The following is an 18,405-nucleotide window of genomic DNA, read 5'->3' on the forward strand; positions in this document are numbered from 1 at the left end:
ATGAATATGGCAAGACCCGTTGTGGCAATCGTTGGGAGGCCTAACGTCGGGAAATCGACGATTTTTAATCGGCTGATTGGCGATAGATTGGCCATTGTAGAAGATAAACCGGGGATTACACGTGACCGGATTTATGGTATTTCAGATTGGAACGGTAAGTCGTTCAGTGTGATTGATACCGGAGGTATTGAAATTGATGGAGATGACACGATTCTGAAATCAATCCGCGTTCAAGCGGAGCTGGCGATTGAAGAAGCGGATGTTATTGTATTTATGTGTGAGGCGAAGAGTGGTGTGACGAATTCAGATGAAGAGGTAGCTCAGATTCTGTTCCGTTCAGGTAAACCGATCGTTCTTGCCATCAATAAAGTGGATAATATGAAGCGTGCAGATGATATTTATGAGTTCTATAGCCTAGGTTTTGGAGATCCAATCGGAATTTCCGGTAGTCATGGTACAGGACTCGGTGACTTATTGGACGCTGTCGTAGAACGTCTGCCAGAGAAAATAGATGATGAATATGATGACGATGTCATTCGTGTAGCTTTGATTGGCCGTCCGAATGTAGGTAAATCCTCTTTGGTTAACGCAATTCTGGGTGAAGAACGCGTTATCGTTAGTGATATTGCAGGTACTACTCGCGATGCTATTGATACGCCTTTTGAACGTGATGGACAACGTTATGTGCTTATCGATACTGCAGGTATGCGCAAAAAAGGCAAGGTATATGAGAACATTGAGAAATACAGTGTTATGCGTGCGATGCGTGCGATTGAACGGGCTGATGTGGTTCTCGTTGTAATTAACGGTGAAGAGGGCATTATCGACCAGGACAAGCATATCGCTGGTTATGCACATGAAGCTGGTAAAGCATCTATTTTTGTTGTGAACAAATGGGATGCCATTGAGAAAGACGACAAGACTATGCAGAACTTCGAATCTAAGATTCGTGACCACTTCTTGTTTATGAGTTACGCACCGGTTGTCTTCTTGTCGGCTTTAACTAAACAGCGCCTGCAAAAACTGCTACCAGTGGTGCAGCATGTATCTCAACAGCATGCACTACGCATTACTACGCATCTGGTGAACGATGTTGTATCGGACGCCATTGCGATTAACCCTCCTCCAACTGACAAAGGCCGTCGCTTACGTATTAACTACGTAACGCAGGTTGCGGTGAAGCCACCGACGATCGTGGTGTTCGTAAATGACCCATCGCTGATGCACTTCTCCTATGAACGTTACTTGGAGAATAAAATCCGCGCGGCGTTTAATTTCGAGGGAACGCCAATCCGTCTCTTTACACGGCGCAAATCCGAAAACGAAGGTTAGGGGAGAAGAAGTGTGGCGCTTGAACTTCTGGTTATCGTTGTAAGCTATTTGCTTGGTTCTGTCAGCTTTAGTGTGCTGTTCGCCAAGCTACTAAAGGGAATTGATATCCGTCAATATGGGAGCGGCAATGCGGGGGCTACCAATACACTTCGTGTACTGGGAAAAGGTCCTGCGATATCTGTGCTAGTGCTGGATGTACTGAAGGGTGTTGCCGCAGTTTGGTTAGGAACTTGGGTAGGCGGCTGGGGAACCTGGGTTGCTGCTCTTTGCGGAATCGCTGCCATTGTCGGACATAACTGGCCGCTTTACTTTCGTTTCCGTGGGGGAAAGGGCATCGCTACTACGATCGGTGTTATGGCCACACTGTGTTTATGGCCTGCACTGCTCGCTGGTGTTATCGCCATAGGATCTATCTTTATCACTCGTTACGTGTCACTTGGCTCGTTGATTTTTGTCGCGCTGACACCGGTCTTTCTATTGTTGACAGGATTTACACAGCCTGTGCTCTGGACCAGTATTATCATTGCGGTTTTTGCCTTCTGGCGGCACCGGACGAACATTGTTAAGATTGTAGAGGGCCGTGAGAACAAGATAGGCTCAAAAGTAAAAGGAGGGAATCGTGTTGTCTGATAAAGTAACCGTACTAGTAGCGGGGAGCTGGGGAACTGCGCTGGCAAGTGTGCTGGCTGCGAATCACTCGGAAGTTTATCTGTGGACACGTAACTCTGATCAAGCTGCCGAGATCAATGGTTCTCATTTCAATAATAAGTATTTACCGGGGATTTCTCTGCCTGCAAACATCATTGCAACCACCGATCTGGAGACCGCAGTTTCCGGTTCTAAAGCGGTTGTTATTGTAGCCCCATCTTCAGGTATGCGACAGGTTGCTCGCAGTCTGAAGCCGTTCTGGAAGGATGAAATGCTATGCGTTCATGCTACGAAGGGCTTTGAGACTGAAAGCAAGAAACGGATGTCCATCGTTATTGCTGAAGAACTCGGCTGTGACGAAGGGCAGATTGTCGTTCTCTCCGGACCGAGTCATGCAGAGGAAGTAGTGCGCCTGTGTCCTACTACAGTTGTTGTGGCTTCACCTGATGATAAGCGTACTGCTGAAGCACAGGAATTGTTCATAAACAATGATTTTCGTGTATATACGAACCGTGATCAGGTAGGAGTAGAGCTTGCCGGCGCACTAAAGAATATTATTGCACTCGGTGCAGGTCTATCCGATGGTCTAGGATTTGGGGATAATGCTAAGGCGGCGCTTCTGACACGTGGACTGGCCGAGATTTCTCGGGTGGGCGTCGAGCTTGGAGCGAATCCTTTGACCTTTGCAGGGCTTGCAGGTGTTGGCGATCTTGTAGTGACTGCTACGAGCCAGCACAGCCGTAACTGGCGTGCTGGCTTTATGCTCGGGCAAGGGAAACCACTGGATGAGGTACTGGAGTCGATGGGAATGGTTGTCGAAGGTATTCGTACCACGGAGGCAGCTTATGCTATTTCCATCAAGCTAGGGGTCCAAATGCCCATTACAGATCAAATTTATCATGTCCTTTTTAAAGGTAGAAGTCCGCGTAGTGCTGTTGAGGCTCTGATGGGCCGTGATCGTAAACCTGAGCTTGAGGCAATATCTCAGGAAACTTGGGAGCAGTGGCATTCCTGATCCTGTTCACCTTTTTCCGCAAATTCTCATATGTTGTATTGGGGATTGACGGAGGAGGGATGAAAAGTGAGCAGAGATTTTTCCAAGGATGCATTGAACGCCATTAACAAAAAGGCGGGCAAGAACATTACGGAAAGTGCCGTCAAAAAGCTAGCCAGTACGGTCAAACCAGGAACTACGCAGAATGAAGCCCAGCTCCGCCAGTTAATTAAGCAGGTGTCATCGATGGCGAAAGTGCCGGTCAGTGAAGCTACTGTGCAGGAAATTGTTAATGCCGTCAAAAAAGGCGGCGCAGGTTCCGGCACAATGGAGTCTTTAATGAAAATGATGCTTAAAAAATAGCTTTAGGTTGGGTGAGCAAAAGATTCAGAATCCATGAGATTCTGTTATCTTTTGCTCTTTTTTTATTTATTGGTAAACTCTCACAGCTAAAATATCTTAATAATAATATATAAAAAATGATGTTTTTTTACAGAATAGGATAAGGTCATGATATAATAATCCCTAATATATTACAGGCGAATGGGGGCTTTGACCTTGGATCCGATGACAAAAATGTGGTTGTCCCTGATTGCAATGCTGATTATGGGACTGTCTGTATTTCTAATAACTTTTGCTCGGAGCAAAACAAAGGGACTGCTTAAAGCACTGCTATCTATCCTTGCGTTTGTCATCATGTTAGTTGGCCTATTGGGCGGAGTTGTTTCGATTATGTAAGCAGTTACATAATGTTGAGGAAGGAAGTAACATCATGAAATCGCAAAATGGCGTCACCGTTATGTTTCAACCTGAAGGTCGTAAAGCTGTGGTGAATCGTGGTATCTCGTTAATGGAGGCAGCTCGTAAAGCCGGAGTGAGCATTACCACTCGCTGTGGAGGCAAAGCAGGCTGTTTGATGTGCAAGGTTAAAATTGCGACTGAAGAGGCCACAGCGCTGAGACCGCCAGGGGATATTGAACGACGTAAGCTTGGAACTACGTTAGAAGAAGGAGTGCGTCTGGCTTGTCAGGCTGCCGTATGGAGCGATGTGACCGTTCAGGTGCCAGAAGATCCACTTAAGGCTGCTGTACGCCGTAAGCTTGAAGCTGCGCGGCGTGGGGAAGAAGATGAGCTGTGGTAGTGTTAGATTGTCACCGTGGGAGGGACTCGGTTGGAGTTTATACGAAGAAAGAAGAAGCTAAAGGCAGGAGCAAGACTTTTTCTGGTAGTGATGTCAATCGCTCTTACTCTTTCCGGATGTCTGTATCCTGGAGAAGAAAAGCGTGCTAGCGTTAATTATCGAGAAAGTGTTAAACGGATACAAGCAGCCGTTGATGATTTTCAACAAGAGGAAGGTGTGCTTCCGATCCTTAATGCGGATGAAGCTACTCCAAGATATGAGAAGTTCCGGATAGACCTAGGCAAGCTGAACAATAAGGGATATTTGGATGATATTCCGGCTACGGCTTTTGAACAGGGCGGAAGCGCTTATTTTCTTATTTTGAATGAGGAAAGCGATCCAGTTGTTAAGGTGATGGACCTTGTTACCGTTCAAAAGGTGAATGATGTGCAGCGTCAGATTAATCGTTATAAATCAGCTCATGACGGCTCTTTGCCCGTACTTGATGAGCTATATCCTGGACTTTACACCATTGATCATAAGAAGGCAGGAACAAGCTCCATATCATTAACTAGCGTCTATTCCGGGCAGGTTCTTGATTTCATCATGGATAAGGCTGGAACGGTCTATGTAGATTATGTCTTTGATATTATAGCTGCCATCGAAAAGAATGGTGGAGAACATGACGAGAAAAAAGATTTGCGACTAGATCTGGAGGAAGCTTCCTATTACGTGCCCGTAAAGTCTTTGCCGTATCTATGGATTAACAATCAGCCTGTCCCGCAGTCTCCTAGTTGAAGTGAAAGTTAAAGCTTAAGAGCGTCTAAGCTTCGGTTATATCCGAAGGATTAGGCGTTTTTGTGTTGTTCAGATATTGCCTTAACTGAAACTTAATTGTCTTACATAAATCGTAGATGGAATTAAGGTTCAGTTTCATAGCGCGTAAGACTGGATTGCTAGAAATGATGGTAAGAAAGGAGATTCAGCTCAAGCTAGAAATAAATCATGAAATAATCGTAACCGTATAAAATTAGAGGCAAAAGGATGTAGATGACATACGCTAAAATTTCCTTCATGCATATCCACTAAAATAGTTCTATCAATAAATCCTATCTCATATGATGGATGAGTAAGCTTCCGGGCGTCAGACGCCTTGCGGCGCGCACAACTAATTTTTAGAAATTACATTGCAAAATGCGCGATTATGGGTCATAAATTCGTTCCGGATACATATGATGATACTAGTCCAAATGCATGTCCGAGCATTCGGAGTTTAGCGCGGGGCCAGTACGTCCCGGTCGAAAGCAGCTAGGCTTCGGGCGGGCATACGATAAGTCCGGTTGATGTCCTGCAAGGGTCAGATTACCGGCGGAACGCGAAGTCGATGCTCTTCAGGCATTTTTTCTTCGGAGTAATATGAGGAGGGGATCTCTTTTGGAAAAAGTGGATATTTTCAAGGACATTGCCGAGCGTACCGGCGGAGACATTTATCTTGGCGTCGTCGGCGCGGTTCGCACGGGGAAATCGACATTTATCAAGCGCTTCATGGAAACAATTGTCCTGCCTAACATCACGAATGAGGCAGATCGGGTAAGAGCTGTGGATGAGCTTCCGCAAAGCGCAGCAGGCAAAACAATTATGACCACTGAACCTAAGTTCGTGCCTAACAACGCAGTCCAAATCAAGGTTGCGGAAGGGCTTGAGGTTAACGTTCGACTGGTAGACTGTGTGGGTTACGCTGTAGAAGGCGCTAAAGGCTACGAGGATGAGAATGGACCACGAATGATCTCTACACCTTGGTTTGAGGAGCCAATTCCTTTTCAGGAAGCGGCAGAAATCGGGACCCGTAAGGTCATCCAGGAGCATTCAACACTTGGTGTTGTAGTAACAACAGATGGTACGATTGCAGAAATTCCGCGGAACTCGTACGTGGACTCTGAAGAGCGCGTCATTGCAGAGCTGAAGGAAGTGGGTAAGCCATTTGTGCTTGTCATTAACTCCACTCGCCCACGCAGTGAGGAAGCACAGCAGCTCCGTAGCGAGCTAGCCATCAAATACGATATCCCTGTCATGACACTCAGCGCAGCAAACATGACCGAAGAGGATGTAACAGGTGTACTGCGTGAAGTATTGTACGAATTCCCTGTTCATGAAGTAAATGTGAACTTGCCAAGCTGGGTCATGGTGCTTGGAGAGAATCACTGGCTGCGTAGTAGCTATGAGAACTCCGTTCGCGATACGGTAAAAGACATTCGCCGCTTGCGGGATGTCGACCGGCTCGTATCTCAGTTCACAGAGTATGATTTTATCGATAAAGCTGGCCTAAGTGGTATGAACATGGGTCAGGGTGTAGCAGAGATCGATCTGTATGCCCCAGAAGAGCTGTATGATCAGGTTCTGATGGAGGTAGTAGGGGTTGAAATTCGCGGTAAGGATCACTTGCTCCAGCTGATGCAGGAATTCTCACACGCGAAAAGGGAGTACGACCGTTTCTCGGAAGCTTTAGAAATGGTCAAGACTACCGGTTATGGTATTGCTGCTCCTTCACTAGCTGAAATGGCGCTAGATGAACCAGAGCTGATTCGTCAAGGCTCTCGCTTTGGGGTTCGCTTAAAAGCCACCGCACCATCTATTCATATGATTCGTGTTGATGTTGAATCTGAGTTCTCACCAATCATTGGTACAGAGAAACAAAGTGAAGAGTTGGTTCGTTATTTGATGCAGGATTTCGAGAACGACCCGATTAAGATTTGGGAATCCGATATTTTTGGGCGCTCCTTGCATTCCATTGTGAGGGAAGGTATTCAAGGCAAGATCGCGATGATGCCGGATAATGCGCGCTACAAATTGCAAGAAACGCTTGGTCGGATCATCAATGAAGGCTCAGGCGGACTTATTGCAATTATTCTCTAACTTAAATTTAAGCAGATTGGAAGAGTGGGAGAGATCCCACTCTTTTTATGCGTAAAAATAACGAAACTTGATTCCTAGTTCCTATAATAACGGTGAATCTGACTCAATTTTTTTTCTGAAAAGAAGAATTTACCTGGTCTTATAGGTCTATAAAATTAGATGGGAATTAGATGTTTATGCAAGCATAGATGATAATTTCTACTCCTTTTTTGTCTAACTGCTTGAATTTATGGATGGGCTGTATTACTATAAGTTTGTTGCGCTTCAAGGTCTATGGGCGCCAGTGTTCAGTAATAAACGGGATTATCACGTATATTTTACGTTTAAACGGAAACAGTGTATGATACCGGAAATTTACTCAGGGAGGTGAGAAAACATGAATAAATCTGATTTGATCAATGTAGTTACAGAAGCAACTGAACTTCCCAAGAAGGATGCTACTAAAGCTGTAGATGCGGTTTTCGAAGCAATTACAGAAGCGCTGCAAAGCGGTGATAAAGTACAACTGGTTGGATTCGGAAACTTTGAAGTGCGCGAACGTTCCGCACGTAAAGGCCGTAACCCACAAACTGGTGAAGAAATCGAAATTCCTGCAAGCAAGGTACCGGCATTCAAACCTGGTAAAGCGCTGAAAGACGGAATCAAATAAAGATTTCTACATATCAATCCCATAGTCTTTTTAAGTAACAACTATGCCGCCCTCCAAGGCGGCATTTGTTTTTTGGAATAGCATGGGCTGTACATTAGGTTTAGAGGAGGATCAGCGATGACGGATAAAAATACGAGCGAAAATCCGCTTCCGACAGGTAGCGACTATATTGTGGTTAAGGCCAAAGAAAATGGCGTTCAAGTCATTGGGCTAACTAGAGGTACGGATACACGCTTTCATCATACAGAGAAGCTAGACAAGGGTGAGGTGTTGATTGCCCAATTTACCGATCATACCTCAGCAATGAAAATCCGCGGAAAAGCTGAAATTTTAACGAAACACGGACAATTGGAAAGTGAAAGCTGAAAAGCAGGCATAGCCTGCTTTTTTTCAAAATATAGTAAGGGTGAATGATCATATTCACAAAAAAAGTGGGTACTATGGATAAGGGGGCGTGTCCATGAACAAAGCCTGGTTGATTGGTGCCGTATTACTCTTGACTGCGACCTCTGCTGTTATTTTGCCGAAACTGGCAGACATAGACTCATCCGTACAGCAGAGAAATGGGACAGTGGAGACTTTTACTGGCAGCCATAACACAGTGCTGGGCAATGACAATCTTGTTGATGTTCTGGGCGCTCTTCCGTTGACCTTATCCATAGATAGCGTTGGCTGGGAAGATCATGTTCTGTCACTGGATCTGAAAGTGAGCGGGAACGATCATGAACCTGAGGAACTCTATCAAAATATGGCTCAGGCCATTTCCTTTGCTATTCAGGAAACCTCGAATGTGGATCAACTTCTACTTCGCATTGTGGTAGAAGATAAATGGCTTGGTAGCCGCCGACTGCTGTTAGCTGGTGATATCAGACGTTCTGAATGGTCTTATACGCTGCAAGATGAACTTCAGTCTGCGGGTAATCTTCCTATATCGGATCGTCTCAAAACGGGCTTCCGCATTAGTGAAACCGAGCTCTGGAAGAAACAGTTCATTTATCCTTGAAAGGATTAAAAGAAACTCAGGCGTACCACAGTGCGTGACAAAAAAACATGTGATATAATAGACAAGATTGTGAACAAACGAATTATTATTATGTCAATGGCTTCGGAGGCTGAAATGAAACCGTACTGCATACCGCAACTGGCTAAACCCTACACCGACTACGACATGATTCAGAAGCATACGGATTTGCCGCCGTTTTCTGATGGCCGGGGTCATTTGTTATATATTTTTCTAAATCATGCTTCTTCTGCAAAAGGAAGTGCCGGAGAGTTGTACACGCTTGTGACAGCGCTTGTTCAACTAGGTCTGGACACGCATGAGGTCATTGACCGTTCGAATGATAGACGGGGGGGAGACCCTATGCGTTCCCGTCAATTGAAGGTTCTAGCTGGCGATTACTTCAGCAGCTGGTTTTACCATTTGCTTGCAAAGAGTGATCAGATCGAGATGATTGGAATCTTGAGTAAGGCGATTGCAGATTTCAATGTCTTGAAAGCGAATCTCTACGTGAAGATGAGAGGCATACGTCTTTCGGCTGAACAATACTTGCGGCACATGGTACAGCTGAATATGCGGCTGTTCCTTTCTTTTACGCCTATGATTGAGAACTCCTTAGTGGAGCTGTGGGAAAAACTGCTGGCAGAATTCAGTCAGTGCGAGACCGTTGCTATTGAGCTTCTTCGTAGTGATGATCCTGCGAATGCAGGGAATGGCTATTGCTACTGGAAGATGATGGAGACTGCAACGGAGGAAGAACGTAAGCAACTTCAAGACCTGAACCTTGATCAGAAGGAATGGAAGATGCTAAAAATGAAATATAAATGTGATTCGCAACTGACGGACAAGCTTCATCAATCGCTTCAGTCTATTCAGGGGCTATTGCAAAGCGTTAAAGACGAGAGTTTACTTAGAGAGCTAGAGATCGCGCTGGATCGTTTTCTCCTGCAGATGAAGGTCACAGGACAAGCAGCCGTGGAGGGTTAAGGGATGACTATGGAAAAAACGACAACTGCTGTGGGTGACAACAGCAAACCAAAAGAGCAGTTTGTACATTCCGTATTTGAGAGTATTGCTGGAAAATACGATTTGATGAATGACATCCTAAGCTTTCGCCGCCACAAGGCATGGCGTAAATTCACGATGAAGAAGATGGGGATGAAGCGCGGGGATTCGGCCGTTGACCTATGTTGCGGAACCTGTGATTGGAGCATCGCTTTGGCGGAAGCTTCGCAGACTGGCAATGTAATCGGACTGGATTTCAGCGCAGGTATGCTTGAAGTAGGTCGCCGCAAAGTGGAAGAGCGCAAGCTTCAGGACCGTATTTCGCTGGTGCAGGGCAATGCTATGGAGCTGCCTTTTGAAGACAATGCGTTTGATTATGCAACGATTGGATTTGGACTACGCAATGTGCCAGATCCTGTTCAAGTGCTTAACGAAATGAAGCGGGTAGTGAAACCTGGTGGAATGGTTGTATGTTTGGAGCTATCCAAGCCGATGAAACAGCCGTTTAAAGGTGTATATTTCTTTTATTTCCAGCGTGTGCTTCCATTGCTGGGTAAGTTATTCGCGAAAAGGTACGAGCAATACAAATGGCTGCCAGAATCATTGGCAATGTTCCCAGACCGGGAGCAACTGGCCACTATCTTCCGTGAAACCGGACTTCAAAAAGTGGAATCCTTCCCCTTGACCGGAGGCATCGCGGCATTACATATTGGGCTCAAGGAGAACGGGAATGTTTAAGAAAATCGGTATCTTTTTACAAATGATTAAGTTTGAACATACGGTATTTGCTTTACCCTTTGCCTTTATGGGTGCTTTACTGGGATCTGTGGTCATGAATGATAGCCTCCCATCCTGGAGTCAAATTGGCTGGATTGTAATCGCTATGTTTGGAGCACGCAGTGCAGCTATGGGATTGAATCGATTGATAGACCGAATCAGTGATGCCAAGAATCCACGCACAGCGGGAAGAGCGATTCCTGCAGGGTTACTTAAGATCGGTGAAGTTGTCATTTTTATAGGCATTTCGTTTTTCTTGCTCTTTTGGGCAGCCTTTAAATTGAATCCTTTGTCAGCTAAGCTGTTACCTATCGCTGTATTCCTTCTTGTTATTTATTCATTCACTAAGCGCTTTACATGGGCATGCCATCTTATCCTCGGCCTCACCATTGCGCTTGCACCGCTGGGCGGCTGGGTAGCTGTGACCGGTAGTGTGAATTGGACTTCAATGGTATTTTACTTCACAATTGTGTTTTGGACGGCTGGTTTTGATGTTATATACTCTTGTCAGGATGTTGAATTTGATCTTAAAGAAGGCTTAAAATCCATTCCAGTGCGATTTGGGGTCCAAGGTGCACTCGTTATTGCTCGTGTGTTTCACATTCTTACGGCGATTGGATTCGTATCGCTGCTGTTTTTGACGGATTTAAGCTGGTGGTATGTGGCTGGTATGATCCTCGCATATATTATTCTCTTTTATGAGCATTATATTGTATCTCCGAGTGATCTCAGTCGTTTACAGACCGCTTTTTTCACTATGAACGGCGTGCTAAGCATCGTGGTGTTCTCTTTCACTCTGATTGACTTGGTGGTGCATTTCAAAAAATGACGCTTACTAAACCGAAAAACTTCGTGGTAGGAATTACAGGGGCAAGCGGTGCTATTTATGGTATTCGTCTGATCGAAACGTTGCTATCGCTAGGCTACTCCGTTCATTTGGTAGTAAGTAATGCGGGCTGGCGCGTTTTTAAAGAAGAACTAGGTTATATCGCATCAGACCGGGAAGGCTTTTTGAACGAAAAGTTCAAAGGCTATCCCGGTTCTCTACTTTATCATCCTGTCGCTGATATCGGTGCATCTATTGCAAGTGGTTCGTTTCGTGTGGAAGGGATGATTATTATGCCTTGTTCCATGGGAACATTGTCTGCGGTTGCTAATGGAACCTCCGACAATCTGATGACTCGTGCTGCTGATGTTATGCTTAAGGAAGGACGTCCACTGGTCCTTGTTCCTCGTGAGACACCTCTGCATGCTATTCATCTTGAGAATATGTTGAAGCTGTCCCGTCTGGGGGTTCGGATCATTCCGGCAATGCCGGCGTTTTACTTTGGGCCACAAAGTATGGATGATCTGATTAATTTCATGGTGGGTAAAGTGCTTGACAGCTTTAATATTGAACATCAATTATTTCGCAGATGGGGGGATTGAAAGGATGGAGAATAACAGCCACACCATCATAGGCAAAATCAGCTATACTAACTCATGGCCGGTATTTCACAATTTTCATCCCTCTGCACTGAAATATCCGGCAGAGATGGTGAGTGAGGTACCTGCCATTCTTAATCAGGGGATGAGTCGTGGAACGATTCATGTGGGTGCATTATCCTCTTTTGCGTATGCTGAAGCCAGTGATAAGTTATTGCTGTTACCTGATTTATCGGTAAGTGCGGACGGTCCTGTGAGGTCTATTTTTCTTTTTTCTCGAGTGCCTCTTGCACAGATAGGTACAGGTACGATTGCTGTTACGAACACTTCTGCAACATCGGTAAATTTGCTGAAAATTTTAATGGAAAAGGCTTTTGGCAATAAACCAGAATATATTAGCGCTAATCCTGATTTGGATGCTATGATGCATCAAGCAGATGCCTGCTTACTCATTGGTGATCATGCGATTAAAGCCTCTTGGCAGGATCAAGGGTATATCGTTACGGATCTGGCGGAGCTTTGGAAAGAATGGACGGGCTTAGGGATGACCTTTGCGGTCTGGGCAGTGAATCGAAAAGCTGCGAATGACAAACCGGAAGCCATTGCGGAGATTGCAGAAGCTTTTGCTGAGAGTAAACTGCGGGGACTAAGTGATTTAGATCCTATAGTACTTGCAGCCTGTTCGACAATTGGAGGAACTAAGTCTTATTGGGAAGGGTACTTTCGCAATTTAAGCTATGATTTTGGAGAAAGGCAGCAGAAAGGTCTGAACCTCTATTTCCGCTATGCCTATGAGATGGGTCTGCTGCCGCAGGCAGTGAAGATGGAGATTTGGAGTCATAAACTGTTGACACGGGTGAAGGAATGAAACGACTGCAAATATTCGGATTACTGAACAGAGACATGGATCAGATTGAAAAAGATTTGTACCGTAGCGTACAGGGTGATGACGACCTACTAACCGAGACTTCTCTGCATTTATTAAAAGCTGGCGGTAAAAGATTGCGTCCCGTATTTGTTTTGATGGGTGGGAAATTTGGAAAGTATGATCTTGAGAAGCTGAAGCGTGTGGCGATACCGCTAGAACTAATTCATAGCGCTTCACTAGTTCACGATGATGTCATTGACGATGCAGAACTGCGCCGGGGTGAACTTACTGTTAAGGCCAAATGGGGCGATAAAATTGCCATGTACACCGGTGACTACATATATGCGAAAGCACTGGTGATGACGACGGAGCTGAAGAATCCGCGAATTCATCAGATTTTGTCCAAGGCCATGATTGAAATGTCGATCGGTGAGATGGAGCAGATTCGTGACTTCTTCAACAGTGAGCAAAGTGTGCGTCATTACCTGCGGCGGATTCGCCGCAAAACAGCGCTGTTGATTGCAGTCAGTTGCCAATTAGGTGCACTTGCTGCTGATGCTGAACCAGAGGTGGCTCGTCTACTTTATAATTATGGATACAATGTAGGGATGGCTTTCCAGATTCGTGATGATTTACTTGACCTCTCAGGCACCGAAAAGCAAATCGGTAAACCTCCAGGAAGTGATATGCGGCAAGGGAACATCACCCTTCCTGTCATTTATAGCCTGGAGGATGAAAGATTGCGAGCTCCGCTTCTTGAGGAGTTGAAGTCTATTCGTGAAGGGCACAGCACAGTAGGGCGTGCTATTGATCTTATTCTTTCTGGAGACGGAATTGTCCGTTCCGAGGAGCTGGCTTCGCGATATATCGCGAAGGCACTTGCTGCACTAGATCAGTTGCCTAACAACAAGACTAAGCGTAATCTGCGCGATATTGCCTTTTTTGTAACAGGTAGAGCTTATTAGTATTTTGGTGATCATGAAATTAAACGTTTCCAGAAAGCTCGGTTTCTGTTAAGATAGCGTCAAAACAACCCAACTAATGGGAAATTGGAGAGTGCCTCTATGGAAAAGACGTATCTGATGGTCAAACCGGATGGAGTACAACGTGGATTAATTGGGCGTATTGTCTCACGCTTTGAAGATAAGGGCTTTAAGCTGGTCGCTGCAAAGCTGATTACAGTTAGTGAAGACCAAGCAAAAAGACATTATGCGGAGCATGCTGGCAAGGACTTTTTTTCAGAGTTGGTTTCTTTTATAACTTCAGGTCCAGTGTTTGCAATGGTATGGGAAGGTGATGATGTTGTAGCATTATCCCGTACGCTCATTGGTAAGACGAAGGTAGGAGAAGCCTTGCCGGGTACGATTCGAGGCGACTTTGCCAGCCATACACCGCTTAATTTAATTCATGGATCAGACTCGCCTGAAAGTGCAGAACGAGAAATTGCTAATTTCTTTACTCCAGATGAATTGAATCTTTATAACAAAGAGATCGCAGTCTGGATGTAGGAGCCAAGCGGGAGGCGGGGGATTAACATGTCTGATCGTAATGTTGCAGCATTAACAGCAGATTCAGATTACATCGGGTTTATTCATCATGTTAAGCAAAGCACCGGAATTGATCTGGCTCAGTATAAAGAAGCGCAGATGAAGCGGCGTTTAACGACTCTTCGTGTGAAGAATGGATATCAAACCTTTAGTGATTTTTTTGCCGCAATGATGAAGGACAAGGAATTATTTTATGAATTTTTGGACCGAATGACGATTAATGTCTCCGAGTTTTGGCGGAATCCGAATCGGTGGGAAGTACTGCGAGATATCATTCTTCCTGACATACAACAATCTGGTCGCAGATTGAAACTGTGGAGCGCTGCATGTTCCACTGGAGAAGAACCCTATACGCTGGCTATGATTTTATCGGATAAGAATTTATTGGGGCAGACTGGCATTCTGGCTACGGATATTGACGACGGTGCGCTTTCCAAAGCAAAGCAAGGTTTGTATCTGGAACGTTCTTTAAAGGATGTGCCTAAGGATGTTGCTGCGCGTTACTTTAAACCCGAGGGTCATTTATTCAAAGTTAGCGACACGCTTAAGAAAAACATAGATTTCCGTAAACAGAACCTACTGCTGGACAAGTTCGATGAGGGTTTTGATCTTATCATTTGTCGCAATGTAATGATCTATTTTACTGAAGAGGCGAAGAATAAGCTCTACCATAAGTTCTCGGCTAGTTTACGTCCAGGCGGGTATTTGTTTGTAGGTAGTACAGAGCAGATCTTTACGCCAGCGCAATATGGCTTTGAATCGACGGAAACCTTTTTCTATCGTAAAAAATAAATACTTCTTGCTCCTTCGTCTGTGTACTTTTATAGGTATACTTTCGCTATCGTTCAGTGATACTGGGTAGTAGAATCTGTAAGCTAAGCGAAAGGATCGTTAAACCGATGGACAAAAGCAAGGTCATTGCCGCGTACAAACGAGGCTTTATTACCGTTCGTGAGTGCGGGCAAATTCTCGGTGTAGAAGAAATGCAATTGAAGCGCCTTCTGCAACTGGAAGAGCGTAAGTCTACATTTCCTTCAACAAGTCAGCGGATCGGAAGCTAACAAGTGCCGGACCGAGCCGAGGAGCGCCATTCATACTCTTTAGAGTATGAATGGCGCTTTTTCTTTACACAAAAACCAATTCATTTTGTCGCGAATGGAGTCGTTTTAGGGAGATCCCTTTCTTGTCAAAGAGGATTGCCTATACTATAATGAGCAAAGATCATTAGGATTTTAGCGGTTTACAGTTTAAAAGTATAAAAGGGGGAACGCAGCATGAGTTTGCGCTATTTAACAGCGGGGGAAACGCACGGCCCCCAGCTTACGGCCATTATTGAGGGATTGCCAAGTAATTTGACATTGGATTTTGAAGAGCTTAATTTTCAATTGCAGCGTCGACAAAAGGGTTATGGACGTGGACGTCGCATGCAGATTGAGAAAGATACGGCACAAATTGTAGGTGGAGTGCGTCATGGCTATACTACAGGTGCTCCAGTAGCCTTGGTAGTAGAGAATAAAGACTGGACCCACTGGAAGAACATCATGAATATCGAGCCTATTCCTGGCAGTGACGAAGAAAAACGCCGCGTAAATCGGCCGCGTCCTGGCCATGCAGACCTGAATGGCGGATTGAAGTACAACCATACAGATCTTCGTAACGTACTGGAGCGCTCCAGTGCTCGCGAAACAGCAGCCAGAGTTGCATGTGGCGCTGTAGCCAGACAGCTGCTTGCAGCTTTTGGCGTGAAGGTAGCAGGGCAAGTTATTCGTATCGGTGAAATTGAAGCGCCTGCTAACGATCTGCCTATTGATGAGCTGATTGAGCGGACAGAACAGTCCTCTGTCAGAGTTGTCGACAAAGAAACGGAACAGAAGATGGAGGCTTACATAGATCAGATTAAGGAAGAGGGAGACTCCATCGGTGGAATCGTTGAATGTATCGTCGAAGGACTTCCTATCGGACTTGGCAGTTATGTACAGTCTGATCGGAAGCTTGACGGAGCAATCGCTGGGGCCGTAATGTCGATTAATGCATTCAAAGGCGTTGAAATTGGCATTGGGTTTGAAGCTGGCAAATTGCGTGGATCGCAAGTCCATGATGAAATTATGTATGAAGCTTCTAAAGGATACTACCGTGCAAGTAATCGCTTAGGTGGTTTTGAAGGTGGTATGACTAACGGCATGCCGGTTGTAGTTCGCGGTGTCATGAAGCCGATCCCTACCCTTTATAAACCGCTTCAAAGTGTGGATATTGACACGAAAGAACCATTTACAGCGCAAGTTGAACGCTCCGACGCTTGTGCAGTTCCAGCGGCGTGTGTTGTTCTGGAAAACGTAGTAGCTTGGGAAATCGCAAAAGCTTTCCTTGATAAATTCGGTGGCGACTCACTGGAAGAAATTAAAGCGAACTATGAAAATTACCTATCACAGCTGGAGAGCTACTAATTATGCGTACTATTAATGTAGATTTGGGCGACCGCTCGTATCCTATTCTTATCGGTAGTGGTTTACTAAAGGACATCGCCCATTATTGTACTGAGGCCGGATTTTCGGAGCGTAGTCCACTGTTAGTAGTGAGTGATACTGAAGTAGCGCCAAGGTACTTGCCGGCTCTTGAAGAAGCTTTGCGTTCTCACGGCTATACTGTGGTTAGTCACATAATGACGGCAGGTGAAGCCTCTAAATCATTAGCCGTGTATGAAGAAGTCATGACAACCGCGATTCAAGCAGGATTAGACCGCAATTCAGCAGTTCTAGCTTTAGGCGGCGGCGTGGTTGGCGATTTAGCAGGATTTGTAGCAGCAACCTATATGCGTGGAATCGGCTTTCTGCAAATTCCGACGACGATCCTAGCTCATGATAGTAGTGTGGGTGGTAAAGTGGCGGTCAATCATCCATTAGCCAAAAATATGATAGGTGCTTTTTATCAACCGTCAATGGTACTCTACGATTTGGATACACTAAGTACTCTTCCAGCACGGCAAGTGTCATCAGGTCTGGCTGAAGTGTTAAAGCACGGTCTCCTCGTGGACAAAGAGTTCGTATATTGGTGTCGTGATCATGCCGAAGAGCTGCTAGAGCTGAATGTCGAAGCCTTAGGTTATGCTTTAGAGCGTGGCTGTGCAATTAAGGCAGATGTAGTGGCGAATGATGAGCGTGAGCATGGACTTCGAGCGATATTGAACCTTGGACATACGATCGGACATGCCATTGAAGCAGTTGGTGGGTATGGTGTGTTTCTGCACGGAGAAGCGATTGCGATTGGGATGGCGGGTTCAGCGCTATTGGCTGCGAAGCTTGGGCGGGATACTTCCATTTATGAGGATACTGTATCTATGCTGACCGCGCTGTCACTGCCTGTACGGCTTCCTTCCGAGTATGATGAAGATGAACTGATGGACGCTATGATGCATGATAAGAAATTCAAGGAAGGCAAGATGACCTTTATCGTGCCTGATTCCATAGGCTCTGTAAGCATTGTGAACGATGTGCAGGAGTCGCTTGTGCGAGAGGTTCTCGCAGAGCTTAAGAAGGAGGGAAGACCGTGGTAAACCGAGGAATTCGCGGAGCAACAACCGTGACTAAGAACGAAGAGGCAGAGATTTTACGTGAGACCGTTATATTGCTGCGGGAGATCGTAGAACGTAATGATGTTATAGCTGAGAATATAAGCAATGTATGGATTACGATGACCAATGATCTGGATGCTACTTTTCCTGCAAGAGCTATTCGTGAGATTGAAGGCTGGGAAATGGTTCCACTTATGTGTTCAACGGAAATCCCGGTTAAAGGAAGCTTGCCGATGTGTATCCGGTTGATGGTACAGATTAATACGGATAAATCGCAGCGTGAGATTCGCCACGTTTATCTGAATGAGGCTCAGAAGCTACGTCCGGATTTATCAGAGAGCAAGTCTTAAATTATAGTTGTGGGTTGTCAATGACCCTCGTCATCATGTATAGTGTAGTTAGCCGAGTATAGAAGAGTTTAGTTTAGTTGAGATGAGTATAGTTGAGCAGAGTGCGAGAAGTTTTTTAGATTAGCATGTATCGTGTAAGCAGAGTCTTTATTTTGATATGCACTGAAGTCATTTATCAGTGATATATCTTATTTAGGGATAAGTCTGTA

At 45.2% G+C, this 18,405-nt stretch carries 23 protein-coding genes; all 23 read left to right on the plus strand.

Annotation, left to right across the window (positions count from 1 at the left end):
• Nucleotides 1–6 precede the first annotated feature (6 nt).
• Complete coding sequence (gene der / locus MKX35_RS12620) at nt 7–1,332, plus strand: ribosome biogenesis GTPase Der (RefSeq protein ID WP_042190218.1); 1,326 nt, start codon at nt 7–9, stop codon at nt 1,330–1,332.
• A gap of 12 nt (nt 1,333–1,344) precedes the next feature.
• The gene (plsY, locus tag MKX35_RS12625) at nt 1,345–1,962 is read left to right on the plus strand and encodes a glycerol-3-phosphate 1-O-acyltransferase PlsY (protein ID WP_042129592.1); all 618 of its coding nucleotides are present in this window, start codon (nt 1,345–1,347) and stop codon (nt 1,960–1,962) included.
• Nucleotides 1,955–2,995 (plus strand): NAD(P)H-dependent glycerol-3-phosphate dehydrogenase, encoded by a 1,041-nt coding sequence (locus MKX35_RS12630; protein ID WP_076299572.1) that lies wholly within the window; start codon nt 1,955–1,957, stop codon nt 2,993–2,995. Before plsY ends, MKX35_RS12630 begins: the two co-directional genes overlap by 8 nt.
• Nucleotides 2,996–3,061: 66 nt before the next feature.
• A complete protein-coding gene (locus tag MKX35_RS12635) occupies nt 3,062–3,337 on the plus strand; it encodes a stage VI sporulation protein F (RefSeq protein WP_076284557.1) in 276 nt (91 codons plus the stop codon).
• A gap of 195 nt (nt 3,338–3,532) precedes the next feature.
• Nucleotides 3,533–3,712, plus strand: a complete 180-nt coding sequence (locus MKX35_RS12640; protein ID WP_042129589.1) for a DUF2768 family protein — start codon at nt 3,533–3,535, stop codon at nt 3,710–3,712.
• Between the two features lie 34 nt (nt 3,713–3,746).
• Nucleotides 3,747–4,115, plus strand: coding sequence for a 2Fe-2S iron-sulfur cluster-binding protein (locus tag MKX35_RS12645; RefSeq protein WP_076299573.1), 369 nt, complete (start codon nt 3,747–3,749; stop codon nt 4,113–4,115).
• 30 nt (nt 4,116–4,145) lie between these two features.
• Nucleotides 4,146–4,892, plus strand: a complete 747-nt coding sequence (locus tag MKX35_RS12650; protein WP_256716305.1) for a DUF3939 domain-containing protein — start codon at nt 4,146–4,148, stop codon at nt 4,890–4,892.
• 636 nt (nt 4,893–5,528) lie between these two features.
• Nucleotides 5,529–7,007: a stage IV sporulation protein A gene (gene spoIVA, locus MKX35_RS12655; protein WP_042129583.1), complete on the plus strand. Its 1,479-nt coding sequence runs from the start codon at nt 5,529–5,531 to the stop codon at nt 7,005–7,007.
• 376 nt (nt 7,008–7,383) lie between these two features.
• Nucleotides 7,384–7,656, plus strand: a complete 273-nt coding sequence (locus MKX35_RS12660; RefSeq protein WP_036676223.1) for an HU family DNA-binding protein — start codon at nt 7,384–7,386, stop codon at nt 7,654–7,656.
• Between the two features lie 117 nt (nt 7,657–7,773).
• Nucleotides 7,774–8,022 (plus strand): trp RNA-binding attenuation protein MtrB, encoded by a 249-nt coding sequence (gene mtrB / locus MKX35_RS12665; protein WP_042190204.1) that lies wholly within the window; start codon nt 7,774–7,776, stop codon nt 8,020–8,022.
• Between the two features lie 94 nt (nt 8,023–8,116).
• A complete protein-coding gene (locus MKX35_RS12670; protein ID WP_076299574.1) occupies nt 8,117–8,659 on the plus strand; it encodes a hypothetical protein in 543 nt (180 codons plus the stop codon).
• Nucleotides 8,660–8,728: 69 nt separating this feature from the next.
• The gene (locus tag MKX35_RS12675; protein ID WP_341044231.1) at nt 8,729–9,643 is read left to right on the plus strand and encodes a heptaprenyl diphosphate synthase component 1; all 915 of its coding nucleotides are present in this window, start codon (nt 8,729–8,731) and stop codon (nt 9,641–9,643) included.
• Nucleotides 9,644–9,646: 3 nt separating this feature from the next.
• Entirely contained in the window at nt 9,647–10,399 is a 753-nt protein-coding gene (locus MKX35_RS12680; RefSeq protein WP_094870064.1) for a demethylmenaquinone methyltransferase, read from the plus strand.
• Nucleotides 10,392–11,267 carry a UbiA-like polyprenyltransferase gene (locus MKX35_RS12685; protein ID WP_042190197.1) on the plus strand — a complete coding sequence of 292 codons (876 nt, stop codon included), beginning with the start codon at nt 10,392–10,394 and terminating at the stop codon, nt 11,265–11,267. The genes MKX35_RS12680 and MKX35_RS12685 overlap by 8 nt, the downstream gene beginning before the upstream one ends.
• The gene (locus MKX35_RS12690; protein ID WP_042190195.1) at nt 11,264–11,866 is read left to right on the plus strand and encodes a UbiX family flavin prenyltransferase; all 603 of its coding nucleotides are present in this window, start codon (nt 11,264–11,266) and stop codon (nt 11,864–11,866) included. The genes MKX35_RS12685 and MKX35_RS12690 overlap by 4 nt, the downstream gene beginning before the upstream one ends.
• A 4-nt stretch (nt 11,867–11,870) precedes the next feature.
• Nucleotides 11,871–12,731, plus strand: coding sequence for a menaquinone biosynthetic enzyme MqnA/MqnD family protein (locus MKX35_RS12695; RefSeq protein ID WP_076299575.1), 861 nt, complete (start codon nt 11,871–11,873; stop codon nt 12,729–12,731).
• A complete protein-coding gene (locus MKX35_RS12700; RefSeq protein ID WP_076284562.1) occupies nt 12,728–13,696 on the plus strand; it encodes a polyprenyl synthetase family protein in 969 nt (322 codons plus the stop codon). The genes MKX35_RS12695 and MKX35_RS12700 overlap by 4 nt, the downstream gene beginning before the upstream one ends.
• 99 nt (nt 13,697–13,795) lie before the next feature.
• A complete protein-coding gene (ndk, locus tag MKX35_RS12705; protein ID WP_060622704.1) occupies nt 13,796–14,239 on the plus strand; it encodes a nucleoside-diphosphate kinase in 444 nt (147 codons plus the stop codon).
• A 27-nt stretch (nt 14,240–14,266) separates the two neighbouring features.
• Nucleotides 14,267–15,070 (plus strand): CheR family methyltransferase, encoded by an 804-nt coding sequence (locus MKX35_RS12710; protein WP_076284563.1) that lies wholly within the window; start codon nt 14,267–14,269, stop codon nt 15,068–15,070.
• Nucleotides 15,071–15,177: 107 nt separating this feature from the next.
• Complete coding sequence (locus MKX35_RS12715) at nt 15,178–15,339, plus strand: hypothetical protein (protein WP_170880309.1); 162 nt, start codon at nt 15,178–15,180, stop codon at nt 15,337–15,339.
• A gap of 213 nt (nt 15,340–15,552) precedes the next feature.
• Nucleotides 15,553–16,722 (plus strand): chorismate synthase, encoded by a 1,170-nt coding sequence (gene aroC / locus MKX35_RS12720; RefSeq protein WP_042190184.1) that lies wholly within the window; start codon nt 15,553–15,555, stop codon nt 16,720–16,722.
• Nucleotides 16,723–16,724: 2 nt separating this feature from the next.
• A complete protein-coding gene (gene aroB / locus MKX35_RS12725; RefSeq protein ID WP_076299576.1) occupies nt 16,725–17,828 on the plus strand; it encodes a 3-dehydroquinate synthase in 1,104 nt (367 codons plus the stop codon).
• Nucleotides 17,822–18,196: a chorismate mutase gene (gene aroH, locus MKX35_RS12730; protein ID WP_042190180.1), complete on the plus strand. Its 375-nt coding sequence runs from the start codon at nt 17,822–17,824 to the stop codon at nt 18,194–18,196. Before aroB ends, aroH begins: the two co-directional genes overlap by 7 nt.
• Nucleotides 18,197–18,405 lie beyond the last annotated feature (209 nt).

It is taken from the genome of Paenibacillus sp. FSL R5-0923 (assembly GCF_038009145.1).
Lineage (GTDB): Bacteria > Bacillota > Bacilli > Paenibacillales > Paenibacillaceae > Paenibacillus_AQ.

Excerpts from the sequence above, each read along its gene's own strand:
- der (WP_042190218.1), top strand. The coding sequence starts at position 7 with ATGGCAAGACCCGTTGTGGCAATCGTTGGGAGGCCTAACGTCGGGAAA.
- MKX35_RS12645 (WP_076299573.1), top strand. The coding sequence starts at position 3,747 with ATGAAATCGCAAAATGGCGTCACCGTTATGTTTCAACCTGAAGGTCGT.
- MKX35_RS12660 (WP_036676223.1), top strand. The coding sequence starts at position 7,384 with ATGAATAAATCTGATTTGATCAATGTAGTTACAGAAGCAACTGAACTT.
- mtrB (WP_042190204.1), top strand. The coding sequence starts at position 7,774 with ATGACGGATAAAAATACGAGCGAAAATCCGCTTCCGACAGGTAGCGAC.
- MKX35_RS12670 (WP_076299574.1), top strand. The coding sequence starts at position 8,117 with ATGAACAAAGCCTGGTTGATTGGTGCCGTATTACTCTTGACTGCGACC.
- MKX35_RS12680 (WP_094870064.1), top strand. The coding sequence starts at position 9,647 with ATGACTATGGAAAAAACGACAACTGCTGTGGGTGACAACAGCAAACCA.
- MKX35_RS12685 (WP_042190197.1), top strand. The coding sequence starts at position 10,392 with ATGTTTAAGAAAATCGGTATCTTTTTACAAATGATTAAGTTTGAACAT.
- MKX35_RS12690 (WP_042190195.1), top strand. The coding sequence starts at position 11,264 with ATGACGCTTACTAAACCGAAAAACTTCGTGGTAGGAATTACAGGGGCA.
- MKX35_RS12695 (WP_076299575.1), top strand. The coding sequence starts at position 11,871 with ATGGAGAATAACAGCCACACCATCATAGGCAAAATCAGCTATACTAAC.
- MKX35_RS12700 (WP_076284562.1), top strand. The coding sequence starts at position 12,728 with ATGAAACGACTGCAAATATTCGGATTACTGAACAGAGACATGGATCAG.
- ndk (WP_060622704.1), top strand. The coding sequence starts at position 13,796 with ATGGAAAAGACGTATCTGATGGTCAAACCGGATGGAGTACAACGTGGA.
- MKX35_RS12710 (WP_076284563.1), top strand. The coding sequence starts at position 14,267 with ATGTCTGATCGTAATGTTGCAGCATTAACAGCAGATTCAGATTACATC.
- MKX35_RS12715 (WP_170880309.1), top strand. The coding sequence starts at position 15,178 with ATGGACAAAAGCAAGGTCATTGCCGCGTACAAACGAGGCTTTATTACC.
- aroC (WP_042190184.1), top strand. The coding sequence starts at position 15,553 with ATGAGTTTGCGCTATTTAACAGCGGGGGAAACGCACGGCCCCCAGCTT.
- aroB (WP_076299576.1), top strand. The coding sequence starts at position 16,725 with ATGCGTACTATTAATGTAGATTTGGGCGACCGCTCGTATCCTATTCTT.